12 protein-coding genes and 1 pseudogene are annotated in these 14,731 nt (G+C 64.8%); 9 read left to right on the forward strand and 4 right to left on the reverse strand.

The window, feature by feature from the left end; all coding sequences use genetic code 11:
* From O9335_RS16340 to O9335_RS16360, 5 genes are all read left to right on the forward strand, one after another.
* The coding region (locus O9335_RS16340) for a hypothetical protein (protein ID WP_298390142.1) at window positions 1-216 on the forward strand (216 nt) is incomplete at its 5' end.
* A gap of 231 nt (window positions 217-447) precedes the next feature.
* On the forward strand, window positions 448-1,380 hold the full coding sequence (locus O9335_RS16345; RefSeq protein WP_298390145.1) for a triacylglycerol lipase: 933 nt from the start codon (window positions 448-450) through the stop codon (window positions 1,378-1,380).
* Window positions 1,377-2,237, forward strand: a complete 861-nt coding sequence (locus O9335_RS16350; RefSeq protein ID WP_298390149.1) for a hypothetical protein — start codon at window positions 1,377-1,379, stop codon at window positions 2,235-2,237. Before O9335_RS16345 ends, O9335_RS16350 begins: the two co-directional genes overlap by 4 nt.
* 435 nt (window positions 2,238-2,672) lie before the next feature.
* The gene (locus tag O9335_RS16355) at window positions 2,673-5,048 is read left to right on the forward strand and encodes a PAS domain S-box protein (RefSeq protein ID WP_298390152.1); all 2,376 of its coding nucleotides are present in this window, start codon (window positions 2,673-2,675) and stop codon (window positions 5,046-5,048) included.
* Window positions 5,045-6,775 (forward strand): bifunctional diguanylate cyclase/phosphodiesterase, encoded by a 1,731-nt coding sequence (locus tag O9335_RS16360; RefSeq protein WP_298390155.1) that lies wholly within the window; start codon window positions 5,045-5,047, stop codon window positions 6,773-6,775. Before O9335_RS16355 ends, O9335_RS16360 begins: the two co-directional genes overlap by 4 nt.
* A gap of 91 nt (window positions 6,776-6,866) precedes the next feature.
* On the opposite strand, the gene O9335_RS16365 is transcribed toward O9335_RS16360, so the two are convergent.
* A complete protein-coding gene (locus tag O9335_RS16365; protein WP_298390158.1) occupies window positions 6,867-7,583 on the reverse strand; it encodes a hypothetical protein in 717 nt (238 codons plus the stop codon).
* A 463-nt stretch (window positions 7,584-8,046) separates the two neighbouring features.
* Entirely contained in the window at window positions 8,047-8,409 is a 363-nt protein-coding gene (locus O9335_RS16370; protein WP_298390161.1) for a hypothetical protein, read from the reverse strand.
* Window positions 8,410-8,619: 210 nt separating this feature from the next.
* On the opposite strand from O9335_RS16370, the gene O9335_RS16375 reads away from it, so the two are divergent.
* Both O9335_RS16375 and O9335_RS16380 read left to right on the forward strand, forming a co-directional pair.
* Window positions 8,620-9,186, forward strand: a complete 567-nt coding sequence (locus O9335_RS16375; protein WP_298390163.1) for a hypothetical protein — start codon at window positions 8,620-8,622, stop codon at window positions 9,184-9,186.
* A 1,064-nt stretch (window positions 9,187-10,250) separates the two neighbouring features.
* Window positions 10,251-10,937 carry a hypothetical protein gene (locus O9335_RS16380; RefSeq protein ID WP_298390166.1) on the forward strand — a complete coding sequence of 229 codons (687 nt, stop codon included), beginning with the start codon at window positions 10,251-10,253 and terminating at the stop codon, window positions 10,935-10,937.
* Window positions 10,938-11,005: 68 nt separating this feature from the next.
* On the opposite strand, the pseudogene O9335_RS16385 reads toward O9335_RS16380, so the two are convergent.
* Window positions 11,006-11,125, reverse strand: a pseudogene (locus O9335_RS16385) (IS481 family transposase); the annotation flags it as partial.
* 172 nt (window positions 11,126-11,297) lie between these two features.
* A complete protein-coding gene (locus O9335_RS16390) occupies window positions 11,298-12,011 on the reverse strand; it encodes a DUF599 domain-containing protein (RefSeq protein ID WP_298390169.1) in 714 nt (237 codons plus the stop codon).
* Between the two features lie 258 nt (window positions 12,012-12,269).
* Here O9335_RS16390 and O9335_RS16395 point away from each other — a divergent pair, with 258 nt between their 5' ends.
* Together O9335_RS16395 and O9335_RS16400 are read left to right on the forward strand one after the other, a co-directional pair.
* Complete coding sequence (locus tag O9335_RS16395) at window positions 12,270-12,584, forward strand: EF-hand domain-containing protein (RefSeq protein WP_298390172.1); 315 nt, start codon at window positions 12,270-12,272, stop codon at window positions 12,582-12,584.
* Between the two features lie 34 nt (window positions 12,585-12,618).
* Window positions 12,619-14,730, forward strand: coding sequence for a serine hydrolase (locus tag O9335_RS16400; RefSeq protein ID WP_298390174.1), 2,112 nt, complete (start codon window positions 12,619-12,621; stop codon window positions 14,728-14,730).
* Window position 14,731 lies beyond the last annotated feature (1 nt).

The raw sequence follows: 14,731 nt of genomic DNA on the forward strand, positions 1-14,731 counted from the left end.
ACGGTGGCCGCGATCTCCACCGCGGACAGCAGCGCCGACGGCGACAGCGGCAAGGGCACAGACAGGGGCGCGGAGAGTGGCATGCGGCGCAGTGTCGTTCCAGCGAAGGCTGGCTTGCGTTTCACCGCGTTGCAAACCTGCACGTTGTTCGGGTTGGTCCTGGTATGTAACCACATGTACCTCACCACACTCCGTCTTCGCAAACCAGCCCGTTGAGCTGTCGGCTGGCCCCCGTTCTCGAGATGTGGGGCGTTGCGCCACAGCCATGCGGTACCGGCCTTCAGCGCCTCGCCCTGTTGTTGTCCCGCCCCCCCGGGGGGCCGCACCAGCACCGCTCCGTTCGTCCTCGGGTTCCGATGGGCAGCACGGGGCATCGAACCCTCACCCCCAAGGGGCGACGGAGCGGGCGATGCGGTCCCTGAATCGACATCCTCAGGAGACTTGGCCATGAACCGAAAGAACTTCCCTCTGCGTTGGGCCGCCGCTGCGGTCTTGTCCCTTGGCTTGCTGGGCGCCGCCCAGGCGAGCACGTACACCCAAACGAAGCACCCCATCGTGCTGGTGCACGGCCTGCTGGGCTTCGACGCCCTGGGCCCTGTGCAGTACTTTTACGGCGTGCCCAGCAACCTGCGCGGGGGCGGCGCCACGGTCTACACGGCCAGCGTTTCGCAAAGCAACAGCACCGAGGTGCGCGGCGAGCAGCTGCTCAAAGAGCTGCGCAGCCTCAAGGCCCGCTACGGCCACACCAAGTTCAACCTGCTGGGCCACAGCCACGGCGGCAACACCGCGCGCTACGTGGCCGCCGTGGCGCCCGATTTGGTGGCCAGCGTGACCACCGTGGGCACGCCGCACCAGGGCAGCAAGGTGGCCGACGCCATCCAGGGCATCACCAGCGCCACGGGCACCACAGCGGCGGTGGCGGCTGTGGTGAATGGCTTGTCCGCCGTGGTGGCCTACCTCTCGGGCAGCGGCAGCAACCCGCAAAACGCGCTGGGCTCGCTGCAGTCGCTGTCCACCGCGGGGGCCAAGGACTTCAACCGCCGCTTCCCCCAAGGCGCACCCACCACCGCCTGCGGCAGCGGGCCGGCCAGTGTGAATGGCGTGCGCTACTACTCCATGGGCGGCACTTGGGTGCTGACGAACGCGCTGGACGTGTCCGACGCTTTCCTCGGCGCCAGCGCCGTGTTCTTCGGCCTCGAGCCCAACGACGGCTTGGTCAGCCGCTGCTCCAACCACTGGGGCACCGTGCTGCGCGACGACTACGGTTGGAACCACATCGACCAGATGAACCACGTCTTCGGCCTGCGCAGCGTCTTCGCCTCCGACCCCGTGGCCGTGTACCGCGCCCACGCCAACCGGCTGAAGAACGCCGGCCTGTGAAGCCCGCCGTGCTGCTCGGCGCCGGCCTGCTGGCCGCTGCCGTGGGCTGGGGTTGGTTCGGGGGCTCGCCGCAGGGCGGGCCCTCGCCGGCGGCCGCACCCAACACCGCCATGCCCGCGCCCACCGCGCCTGTTCGGGCGGCGGCGGCCGGCCTCGCCTCTCGCCCTGCGTCGTCCCCCGCCGCGCCGGTGCTGGGCCGTGGCTCGCTGGCCGGCACCGAGCTGGACGGCGACTGGGCTTGGCCCGGCCAAGGCGCCTTGCGCCCCGGGGTCGGTCTGCGCCGCCGCTTTGACCACCTGCTCAGCCGCCAGGGCGAACTGCCCCTGGCCGCCCTGCAGGACGAACTGGCGCGCCTGGCCCGCACCGAGCTCCCACCGCCCGTGGCCGACGAGGTGCTGGCCCTGTGGGGGCGCTACCTGGCCCTGCAGCAGCACCCCTGGCGCACCCACGTGCACCCCCGCCGCCCCGAGACCTGGCGCCCCGCGTTGGCCGAGCGCCAGCAGGTGCGCCGCCATCACCTCGGCCCCGCTTGGGCCGCGGCCTTCTACGCCATTGAGGAACGCGAACTCAGCGCCACCATCGTGGCGCTGGAATCCGGCCAACCCGCGCCGGCCGCCCCCGAGCCCACGCCGCCCCTGCACCCCCAAGCTGCCGAGCGCGAAGCCGCCGTGCAGGCCGAGTGGCAAGCCTGGGAGCGCCGTCTGACCGAGGCCCGCACCGAACTGGCCCGTCTGCGCACGGCGCCCGAGCTGACCGAGCTGCAGCGCCAAGCAGCGGCCGAGCGGCTGATCGCCGAGCGCTTCCCAGGCACAGAGGCGGTGCGAGCGCGGGCGCTGTTGGGGTTGCCGACGTCTTGAGGGCAGGCGAATCCCACTGAAACGCCGGGCAGCGCTCGCCGAAGAAGCAGCCCCTGCCCCGAGCCATGTTCGCGCACGGGGCTGAGACCGCGACGGTGGCGCGGCCGACCTCCTTTCGACGCAGGGCCATCAGCAGACGCGCCACCGATCGCCGCGGGAAGGCTTCAGCTCGCTACCTGTGGGGCGGCTGCTGGGACGAATGGGCTCGCCTGAAGGTCTGCGACACTGCGCTGGGCATGGACAACGAAGTCGGCGGGGCTTGGCGTCGTCGGTTGGCAAGGTGATCGGGCTTCGGCTTGGCGTGGATCCCTCGCGGGGCGCCGTTGGCTGGCTTGCTGGCCGACCGATGGGCTGAAGCGCCTGCTGCGTCGGCAGCCGGGCCAGAGGCCAGGCGCTCACTTCGGGATCAGGCACCTTCGGACGGGGAGGGTCACCGTGGACACCCACAAAGAGTTCTTCGAGGCTCGGGAGCACCTGCGTTGGCGGGCCACTCTCGCGCTGCTGGCCATCACCACCGGGATCATGCTGGTCCTTGGGCCGCTCAGTGCGGCCATGGGCCACAGCGTGGCGGCCTTGCTGGCTGGCATCACGGCCGGCGTGGGGGCTTTGCTCTTTCTGCTGGTGATGGGGCTGCCCAAGCCCCTGGGCGTGCATGTGGCCGGCGCCACCATGGGCCTCTACACGGTGATCGCCATCGCCATGGGCTCGATCCAGGGGCACTCGGTCCACCACTGGGCCTACCTGTTCCCGGCACAGATGGTTTTTCTGTTGCGTCCGCGCCGTGCCGCGCTGGCCATGGGCGGCCTGGGCCTTTACGCCTTGCTCGCCAGTGCGCATTTGCTGTCGCAGATCGAGATCCTGCGCTTCGCCTGCATCTACCTTCTGCTGTGTGGTTTGGTGACGACCTTTGCTTTGGCCGAGGAGCAGGCCGGGCTCGCGCTCGTCCGCCAGTCGGACGACGTCCGCCAGTTCGAGCAGCTGCTCGACGCCTCGCTCGACGCCATCTTCACCCTGGACGCCGAGGGCCGGGTCTCGGCGTGGAACGACAGTGCCGAAAGGATCCTGGGCTGGACAGCCGACGAGATGCTTGGCCAGAAGTTGTCCGAGCGCATCATTCCCCTGCGGTTTCGCGAGGCCCATGAGGCACGTATGAAAAGCGTTCTCGCCTCGGGGCAGTCGCGCGGCTCTGACCGTGTGCTCGAGATGTCCGCTGTTCACCGCGACGGGCACGAGTTTCCCGTCGAGCTCTCGCTGTGGCACGTGGACACCCCCCGCGGCCCCTTGTTCGGTGCACTGTTGCGCGACATCGGTGCGCGCAAAGAAACCGAGCGCCAGCTTCGCGAGCAGGAGACCAAGTACCGATCCATCGTCGAGAACGGCACCGAAGGCATCCTCATCGTGGGCGGGAGTCGGGTGATCTACGCCAACGCCTTCCTCGAACGTTGCCTGAACCGCACGCTCGAAGAGTTGCGCGGGGCACCGTTCACCCATTTCATTCACCCAGGTGATGTTGAGCGCGTGGTCGAGAACCACCGGCGCCGCCTGGCGGGCGAGCCGGCCGAACAGCGCTACACCTTCCGCATCCTGGGGGCCGATGGGCGCGTGGTGTGGGTCGAGCTGTCGGCGGTGGCCATCGAGTGGGAGGGTAAGGCCGCCACGCTGTCGTTCCTGGGTGATGTGACCCAACGCCACGAGCTGGAAGAGAAGTTGCTGGCCAAGACCCGAGAGCAGGAGGTGATGCTCCAGAGCACGGTCATTGGTATCGGCCTGATCGCCTCTCGACAACTGCGTTGGGCCAACAGCACCCTCGAGGCGCTGTTCGGTTACCCACCGGGGGCCTTGCAGGGGCAGCCCGTGGCGCTGCTCTTTCGCAGCGAGACCGACTTCAATGCCGTGCTGCCCAGCGTGCTCGCCACCCTGGACGCCGAAGGCCGCTACGCGGGCGAGTTGGAGCTGCGCCGCGCCGATAGCAAGCCCATCTGGGTGCAAGTGCACGGTTCGCGCATGCCTGCGAGCGATGGCGGCATCACCAGCTTGTGGACCTTCGTCGACATCACGGAGCGCAAGCGCGCCGAAGAAGAGCTGCTCAACGCCTTGACGCGCGAGCGCGAATTCGGTCAGCTCAAGTCCCGGTTCGTGGCCACCACGTCGCACGAGTTCCGTACGCCTCTGGCCGGCATCCTGTCGTCGATCGACCTGATCGCCACGTACGGCGAGCGGCTGGATGCCCAGGAAAAGGACGAGATGTTTCGGCAGATCCGCGATGCCGTCACCCGCATGACCCGCATGCTTGATGACATCCTTCTCATCGGGCGCGGGGATGCTCAGAGCATCCGCTTCACGCCAGCGGCGACCGACCTGACCGACCTTTGCGCGCAAATCCGTAACGAGGCTGCCCAGTCACGGCCCGATGGCGAGGGGCGGCCGCGCATCCTGCTCGACTTGGCAGATGTCGACGGGCTCTGGCACCTCGATGCCAAGCTCCTGCGCCACCTGCTGGGCAACCTGCTCTCCAACGGGCTTAAGTATTCGCCGGAAGGCGGCGATGTGCAGTTGCGAGTTCGGGTTGAGGATGAGGGCCTGCGCTTCGACGTCGTCGACCAGGGCATCGGCATCCCTGAAGCCGACCAAAAGCGCCTCTTTGAATCGTTCCACCGCGCCAGCAACGTCGGCAACATCTCCGGCACCGGCCTGGGCTTGGCCATCGTCAAGCAGTCGGTGGAATTGCATGGCGGACGCATCGAGGTCCACAGCACCTTGGGCGTCGGCACCACCTTCACCGTATACATCCCCAGCAGGCGAGCCGCATGACCATCTTGATTGCCGAGGACGATCTCACCATCCGCACCAACCTCGCCCGTCTCCTCCGGTTGGAGGGCTTCGAGGTTCGAACCGCCGAGAACGGCCGCTTGGCCCTGGAGATGGCACGGGCCCAAACCCCGGCGCTCGTCATCTCGGACGTGATGATGCCGGAACTGGACGGCCACGGCCTGCTGCGGGCGCTGCGCACCGAGGCTGCCACCACGCACGTGCCCTTCGTGTTTCTCACCGCCCGGGCCGACCGCAGCGACGTGCGCGAAGGCATGACCCTGGGCGCGGACGACTACCTCACCAAGCCGTTCGAGCGCGCTGAGCTGCTCCAACTGGTCAAAACCCAGCTGGAGCGCGCTGAACAGCGCTCGCGCGAGATCGTTCGGCTTCAGGCCGAAACCGACTACCTCCGCGACCACGACCCCGTGACCAACCTGCCCAACCGCCGGGGATTCGAAGACCGGCTGGCCACGGCGATCGATGCGGCCGGACGTGCTGCGCAGTCCCTGGCGGTCGCGTCGATCGAGTTGGATGGCATCGCCGTGTTACGCCACATCGATGGCGCGCGGGTGGCCGACGACGCCCTGCGCGCCTGCGCCGAGCGGCTCGTCACGGGTGTCCCGGCAGCGGTGGAGCGTGGCCTCCGGATGGAGATGGGGCGCGTCGGCGATGCTCGCTTCGCCGTCGTGTTTTCAGGCGTCTCGGGTGAAGCCCCCGTGGAGCAGGAACTGCGCCGGTTGCTGGCTTCCCTCGCGGCCTCCTTGGCGGTTGGCGAGCGGTCGGTGCACCTGGCGCCCACGGCAGGCGTCGCTTTCTTCCCGGCCGGCGGCCGGGACGTGGAAACCTTGCTGCGTCATGCCGAGGCCGCCGAGCCCCCGGCCGTTCCAGGCGGCACCTTGGCCTTCCACAGCCCCGATGGCCAAGCCCAATTGAGCCGACGCGCCCGCTTGCTGCAGGGCCTGCATGAGGCCCTCGATGCCGGGCAGTTGTCCATCCACTACCAGCCGCAGGTGGCGTGCCGGGGGGAGGCCATCGTCGGTTTGGAGGCCCTGATGCGTTGGCAATCGCCCGAATTCGGCGCCGTCTCGCCTGCCGAGTTCATCCCTTTGGCCGAGGAAAGCGGCCTGATCGTGCCCATGGGCACCTGGGTGCTGCACCAGTCGGTGCGGCAGATGCGCGCATGGATGGATTCGGGCGTCACCGGCATTCGGGTGGCCGTGAACCTCTCCTCCCGTCAGTTCGAAGACGACAGCCTGCCCGGCATCGTTGCCGAGGCCCTGGCGGCCTCTGGCATCCCCGCCGATGCGCTCGAGTTGGAAATCACCGAAAGCATCGCCATGAAGAACGGCGAGCGTGTGCTTCGCATCCTCAACGCCCTGAGGGCGCAAGGCGTGGCGCTCTCCATGGACGACTTCGGCACTGGCTACTCCAGCTTGGCCTACCTCAAGCGCTACCCGATCGACAGCCTCAAAATCGACCAGGGCTTCGTCCGCCACCTGCAAGCCGATGCATCGGACCGAGCCATCTGCCGCACCATCATTGCCTTGGCGCGTAACTTCGACCTGAAGGTCGTGGCCGAGGGCGTTGAAACCCCGGTACACGTTGAGTTGCTGCGCGAGATGGGCTGCGACGTGTTGCAGGGCTGGCACTTCGCACGCCCGATACCTGCCGCACAGGCCACGGCCTGGTTGCGTGAGCGCGGGCGCGTCCCGGGCGGCGGTCACTGAAGTCTTTGGCGCGACGTTGCTCGATCAGGCCTCGGGCGCCACCATCGTGGCCCTGGAACCCGGCCAACCCCGGGCCCACGCCGCCTCCGAGTCAACCGAGCCCCAACGTCACACCGCCGCCGAGCGCCTCCTCGCGCAGCGCTTCCAAGGGGCACTTCGCGTAACCCCGTTTGGGCGCTCTGAGCCCGCTTGATGCACCGCGACTGCCGGATTCCGGCATTTCGGCCCCAACTCCTCCGAGGACGGCAATCCCCCGTAAGGCCCAACCGACCGTGCCACTGGGGTCTTGCCTTTTGTCTACGTTTAGACGACGCAGTGGGACAGGAAGCAAAAGGCAAGACCTGACCCCGATTCGCTCATAGAACAGCGCCGCCCAGGCCAGGCCCACGCCCAGCCACGCCACGCCCGTTGCCAGTCGCGATGGCGATCCCCCCGGCCAAAGAACGCACAGCGCCATCACCGCCACGACCGCTGGAAACACCAGCTGTGCCACCAGCGCCCAGGCCGACCACTGCACACCGAATCCGTCAGCCAGTTGTGCGGCCAGGCTGTCGTGCAGAAACGGCGTGCCAGCGACGAAGCTCAGCCCCAAGAGCAGGGCCGGTGCAGCCAGCCCCCAGCGCCGGAGGCTGCTGCCCGACCAAAGCATCGCCCCCAACGCGGCCAGTCCAGCGCCAGCGCCGCCCAACAGCAGGCCGGCCATGCCCAACGCGGCCGGAATCACCACGATGGCCACGGGAAAAAACAGCGCCACCGCGCCCAGGGCGATACGGCCGATGAGGACGACCCAGAACACGCTGGCGCCCATCGCGATCAGCATGAAGGGCAGAACCGCCAACAGCACCACACGGTTTCTTCGCGACCCGTGGGTGCTCTGGACTTCAGGAACGGTTGGGTGCATGGGGCCTTCTGGGAGGAGGTCGGCCGGGATGCGCCGCGAGGGGGTCAGCTTGCCACCGTTTGCAACGGGCGGCCCCGTTTGGATGCGCAGGCGGCAGGGCCGCTAAGATCCGCCGCGGCTTCGCGCTCGGGGCAGACCTGAGCCCAGGGGCGCCGCTTTCTGCGGGGTCGCAGCGCGGTTCATCCCGCGCGAGGCCAGCGGCTCGTGAATTGGGTCTGAGGACGCGCTCGCAACCGGCCGCCCCGAGGGCTTTTTCCGGTCAGGAGAGGCTGGCGCCCGGGGAGATGTGCAGTGCGCCGCCCGCCTGAGGTGCACTCAATGAGGTGCGCCATCCGGGGAGGCAAAAGGCAAGACCTGATCCCAAGGCCCTTCAGGGGAGGCAAAAGGCAAGACCTGACCCCAAGGCCCGCCCGGTGGGGTACGGCGGACGGCCGCCTCGTGCGCGATCCGGGCGCGGGCACGTGGCATCAACTTGAGCGGCAATGGCGGCGAAGTTCACCAACTCGTCCATGGCCGCCAAGTTGGCAATGAAGCCCCCCAGCTTGGTCTGGCGCTGTTCCTGAACAAACAGGTCAGCAGTGGGCTGGCGACGCCAGAGGGCACTTCTCGAAACCTCAAATTTAGACCGCCCGACACCGCGCAAGTTATTGATTCCAATAACGACGCCGTTTGGAGAAAGTAGGTTTCGAGAAGTTCCCCAGAAGGCCGAGGGCTTGATGCGCGGGGTGATCATGCTTCGCATCGTGCCGGCCTACGCGCTCAAGGTGTGAGGGAGGTTTCGAGAAGTGCCCTACAATGAACTATTTTCAAAGGAGGATTTATGCACCGATGTTTTACGATGTTGGCACTAGCATTGCTTTTGCTATGCACATCAAGTTATGCGCAAGTTGACGGCCGATCAGAACCCGGTTGCTATTCGGAGGAAACCACTCTTGAATCCGCTTTGCACGACATTGCTTCATGGCGCGCGAAGATATACTCCGGCATAAACACTGAGCCGCCGGGCAGGCTGATCATGTATGGACCCTTCAAGGACCCTCAGTTCGCGCTGGCTGGGTGGGAGAAGCGTTCAATCGTTGAAATAAAGCATTATTCTGAAAAGGTTTCACTCATCGGCTCGGCGTTTTATCTTAGGCAAAGGGAGGTGCGAATTGAGATCCATTACATGGTTAACTCAATGACTCTGGGCACAGCGCAGATAAAGTTCAAGAATACGGTGGATGAGGGCTGCACCGGGAAGGTAAAGAAAACAATTCATACCGGTCAAGCTTCACCAGATGGAATTTCCAATGCCGGACTTGTTGAATCCGCATATTGGGACCTCTTAGAAGAGAAGGAGCCACGCGATTGCGGTGGCTACCAGGCGGTTTATCTCTACATGCCGAGCTATAGCTACCGCACTTATGGCTACATCGAGCCCAGTGGTCGCGTAGTCGTCGTTGGCGGTTGGGTCGACACTGGTGGCCAGATAGTTACCAATTTCTCAGGCGGAGGCGGAGGCTGTAGATAATTGACCGTCTAGCTGTTGGCGAGGAGACGAAGGGGCAGTAGCCACTTACTTCTCCTCGTTTTTTCGGTTTGACTGTTACACCCGCTGCCCTTCCAGCATCACCAAAATTCTTGAAAGTGGGAGCCCAGCAATGATCCCGAGCACGACGAACTGGACAGGCATCAGAATCACGAGGGTTCCGTATGAGGAACCGTACACAATAAATCTGATTTTTGCCACATCAAATGGCTTTTTTTCAGGCGCCGTCGAGATTTACTGTGAGACCTCTGAGCTGAGGCTCTTGGGTCAACGTTTAGCTGAACTGACTGGTGAAGTTGACCAAAAGCTCGAGTGGTCTTACGGCGGCTTGGCGGACGTCTCAGTATTACACTCATACCTTTCAATAAGTGTCAAACCACAAGACTCGACCGGTCACTATTGCCTAGAAATAACAATGTCGGCCGGCGGGACTGAGGGTGGTCGGTGCAGCCTCAAGCTTCACTCGGATACTTCATCCATTAATGAACTTGGCAACCTTCTTGTTGAGTTCTCCGAGTTGAGCCATCAACTCTTCGAATGGCCGTCGACCTAACAACGGCCAACCTGATGCGGCTTGGCCTCCGAAGGATGTTGTCGGCACATATCGCCGACCACCCCGCAAGCTGCAGAACCCAGGGGGGAACTTCTCGAAACCAAATATTCGCCGCCGACTCGGCATGCGAATCAATGGGTTGCGGAGGGTCGGAAGGCCCGATATTGGGGTTTCGAGAAGTGCCCAGGGGCGCAGAGCACAGCACTATCGCAAAAGTATGTTGTCGCGCCATCATTATCTTGCGACGTCTGTTCGCAGAGGTCGAACCACACCACCATAAGCGCGAAACCATATCAAAGTTATGAATACGAAGGGATTGATCCTAGTGACAGCCACTGTGATAGCGGCGGTCATCGCGCTCCATTTCGGCCACAAGATTCTCTCGCCTCAAGTCGACGCCCAAACTACTTCCCCAGCAAAGGGCACCTCGTCCCCTGCGAGGTCTACTGCGATTAACGAAGGTCGAATTAACTCGACAATTAACGCCCCTCATGTGGCCGAAGCACCGCACATCGCATTCGCGCAAAACGTTCGTCAACTGGCACTAGGCGGAAAATCGCCCTTTGCTCCAAGCTCAGTAAATGAACTCAAGAAAAATGCCGACAAGAGCTATTTTGAGCTTGCTCCCAATGACCTGCTCTCGAAAGCAGCTACGGGCGACCTGACAGCTTCTATCCTGGCAGCGGAGGTTTTGCGGGCTTGTCGCGACAAAGGGGCAGATGGATTAAGTCACTGCAAACAAGCGGGCGATGACATTCTGAGAAAAGAGATTAAACTCCTGCTGTCCGCCGCCGAATTTGATAAAAGCATCGATATGAACGACCTCTCCATTGCGGCATATAGGCTTTCTCGTTATAGCACTGGGAATGCAGAAGATGGCGGGCTCGTCAACAGGGCGCTCGATCTCTTGCACAAATCTGCACAAATGGGAAATAGCTCAGCCATCAGTGCGCTAGCTTCGTCTTACTCAATCGGAGGCATATCTGGGCAGAGTCCACTATATTCACTACTTTTCCTTTCAATGTTAGACGACGCTCATTCGATGAGCAAATTTAATGGATTGCCGGAAAAGAGCTTCTCAAGCATGAGGCCAGGCGACCGAATTTCCGTCATGGATTATGCGAGCAAATTTCGAAGCGGGAGCCTAGTTCCCATATACAAATTCACGAACCCCAAGTAGTGCCTCACCCCGCTCGATGCAGTAAAACTTGTATGCAGACTGCTAGAACGGTTCCTACATGATGGACACTAGATATCCAGCCCCGGCAGGTCCTGCACCCGTTTCTTGAACAACTGAGGTGACGTGATCTGCCAGGCTTTGAGGGCCTGGATGGGGGTTTGGTGATCGAGCGCGCGCTGGGGGCGAGAGGACGCGTCGGCAAGAGCCACCTCGCCACCGGCCAAGTAGCGGCCAAGCCTCTTGCGCGCCGTGTTGGCTGCGGATAACGGGGTCAGGTCTTGCCTTTTGCCCCCTCCCCCAACTCCTCCGAGGACGGCAATCCCCCGTGAGGCCCAACCGACCGCACGGTCGCGCTCCGCCTCACAACCCCTCCCTCAATGTCGCCAACACATCGCTGTGGAACTCCCGCCGGTACAGCACCCACACCACGAAGGCGGTGGCGCCGATGAAGGCCCAGGGCGAGACGAACCAGCCGATCACCGCGAAGGAGAGGTAGTAGGCGCGCAGGCCGTCGTTGAAGGTTTCGGCGGCCATGCCCATGAGGCGGCCGGCGCGGTCGGCGTAGGCTTGGCGGGCGGCTTCGTCGGGGAATTGGTCGGCGCTGGGCGCGGCGCCCACCAGGATGGCGCCGAAGCTGTACTGCCGGATGCTCCAGGTGAAGCGGAAGAAGGCAAACACAAAGATGGCCGTGAGCACGGCCAGCTTGAGGTCGAACACCAGCATGGTGGTGCGAGCGGCGAAGGGGATTTCGCGTACCAGCTCGGTGGCCTTTTCGGTGGCGGCCAGAGCGGCCAGCAGGCCGCCAATGATCAGGATGCTGGTGCTGGCAAAGAAGGCCGGGCTGGCCGAGAGCGACTGGGTGACGGCGGCGTCGACGATGCGGTTGTCGCGCCGGGTGGTTTGCAACATCCACTCGCGCCGCCAGCGGTTGGTGGTGGCCAAGATGGACAGACGCTTGGCCGAGCGCCAACGCGACCAGTGGGCGTAGCCCCACCAAGCGGCGAAGAAAAGACCCAGAGCGAGCCAGTCGGCCCAGGGCAGGAAGGCAAAGACGGACGACAGCGACGGCGGCATGGGGCGCAATGTAAGAGCAGGCCGCGGGGGCCAGTGTCAGGCGCGGGCTTCACGAAACTTTGCACGCCGGTCACCAAAGCGCTGGTTTGTGGGCACGAGACTTTGTCCGACCCCACCACGGTCCAACCACGTACCTGCCGGTATCGCCTGTTGCTGCTGAACAGCGGTCGATGGCTGGCTCCGGCGGCTTCAGGACTGGATCGGGGCTTGTCGAGGCCGCGACACCGGCCTTGTTTTGAACTTGACATGGAGTGAGCGATGAAGACCTTGAAACGGTTGGTGGCGACGACGCTGGTAGCTTGTGTGACCCTGCCCGTGGCCTTGAATGCGCAGACCCCGCAGGCAGCGGGCAAAGAGCACCCTGCACAGCGCGGGCACAAAGCGATGAAGTTGGATGCCAACCACGATGGCCAGCTGTCGCGTGAGGAGGTGAAGGGCCATGCTCGGCTGGAGAAGGGCTTTGATCGCATGGACACCAACAAGGACGGCCTGCTGTCCAAGGAGGAGTTGGAGGTGGCTCGCTCCAAGATGAAGGAGCAACGCGAAAGCCGCAAGCCCGGCGACGCGACCTGATCGTTCAAGCCGCCGCAGATCGAAAGAAGTGCCCATGAAGCCGAACCTGCAGCTGTGCGCCAAGCCACGCCGCCCACACTGGGCGGGCTTGCTGAGTCTGAGCGTGATGCTCGCTTTGGGCGCCTGCGGCGGCGGTGGCGGTGACGCCCCGTCCACGCCAGCGCCAGCCCCCGTGCCCACCCCTGCGCCGCCCCCGCCCGCGCCGGCCCCCGGCCCGGCCCCCAGCCCAGCCCCCAGCCCAGCACCCAGCCCAGCACCCAGCCCAGCCCCCAGCCCAGCCCCCAGCCCAGCCCCGTACCCGGTCGGGCTGAGCGAGCACAGCTTGACGATGTCCGGTGTGGAGCGACGCTTCCGCGTGCACCTGCCCGCGGGCTTGAGCAGCCCCAAGGCCGTGGTGTTGGTGTTGCACGGCGGGGGCGGCGAGGGCCTGGGCGTTTCGGAGTTGGGCAAGCATCCGCTGTCGGTGTTCCGCACGGTGGCCGACCGCGAAGGCTTCGTCGTCGTCTACCCCGGTGGCTTGCCGGCCAAGGACATCGAGAGCAACCCAGGCTGGGACGACTGCCGAGCCGACAACACGGTGGCCAGCGGTGCCGACGATGTGGGCTTTTTGTCGGCGCTGATCACCCGGGTGTCTGGCGAGTTCAAGCTGCCTTTGTCGAAGGTGTTCATGGCAGGAGGCTCGAACGGCGCGCAGATGACCCAGGCCTTTGCCTTCAACCGGCCGGAGATGGTGGCGGCGGTGGCCTCGGCCGGTGGCGCCCTGCCGGAAAAGCCCAAACCCGGCGCCTGCACCACCGGACCCGGACGCCCGGTGGCCATCGCCCTGCTGCATGGCACTGGCGACACCCAAATGCCCTGGGCGGGCGGCTGCGTGGCCAACCTGGGTGGTGCCTGCAACCGAGGGCGGGTGGTGTCGGCCGAGGCCACGCGCGACCGCTGGCTGCAAATCAACGGCTTGAGCGCCGTGGTCCCTACCACGACCGTGGTGAACTTGGACCCGACCGACGCCGGGCCGGCGAACCGCTTCGACCATGCCGGCAATCCGCCGCTGCAGTGGTGGCGCCTGGATGGCGCGGGCCACACCGTGCCCAGCCGCACCGTCCTCACCAACCCCAACCCGGCCACCGGCATCCAGAACCGCGACGTTGAGTTCGCCGAGGTCGCCTGGGCCTTCTTCCAGTCGCGCCTGTCGGTGGCGCCCTCAGCGCAGGCCCTGAAGGCCGCGAAGGACTACTCGTTCGCCACGGGCGGCCAAACCTTCATGGTCATGCACCAGGGCGTGGTGCTCGACGAAGCCTATGCCGCCGGCGGGGGCGAATCGCGCACGCAGTTGCTGGCCAGCGCCACCAAGGGCCTGACCGGCCTGGTGGGGGCCATCGGGGCGTCGCAGGGGCTGTACGAATTGGATGAGCCGGTGGCGCAGCGGGCACTGACCGAGTGGAAGTCCGACCCGACCAAGAGCAAGATCACCTACCGCCACCTGCTGACCATGACCAGTGGCCTCAAGGAACTCAACGACCTCAAGGGATGGCAGGAGTACTTGGCTGCACCGGTGCTCAACCCGCCCGGCGAGGTGTTCATCTACAGCGGCGACCCGAACATCTTTGGACTGGCCTTGGAGCGCTTGCTGGCGGGAGAGTCGGCGGTGTCTTATTTCGACCGGGTGTTGTTGAAGCCCCTGGGCATCACCTCCCTGCGCTGGGGCTCCAACTTCGAGGATGGGCACCCCAATCTGTCGGGGGGTGCATACCTCACCGCCCGCGACTGGAGCAAGCTGGGGGAGTTCATTCGGCTCAGCATGGATGGGGCTTGGACGGGCCCGAGCTTGCTCAAGCGCGAGGTTTTCGAGCAGGTGTTCAAGGGCCAGAAGGCCCACCCGGCCTACGGCTTTTACTGGTGGCTCAAGCGGCCGGTTCCCGCCGATTTGGGCGCCACCATCGACGCCAACAACAAAAGCCAGTTCACCCGCCAGATCAAGCCCATCATCGACGACGCGCGCGTGCCGGCCGACTTCGTGATGGCAGCCGGGGCTTACGACCAACGGCTGTACATCATCCCGTCACGCGGGTTGACCGTGATACGAAACGGCCCAACCGGCAACGACAGCTTCGACGACATCGAGTTTCTGGGGCGCCTGCTGCAGTAGT

This window comes from Inhella sp. (assembly GCF_027532025.1).
In the GTDB taxonomy this organism is placed as follows: Bacteria; Pseudomonadota; Gammaproteobacteria; order Burkholderiales; family Burkholderiaceae_C; genus Inhella.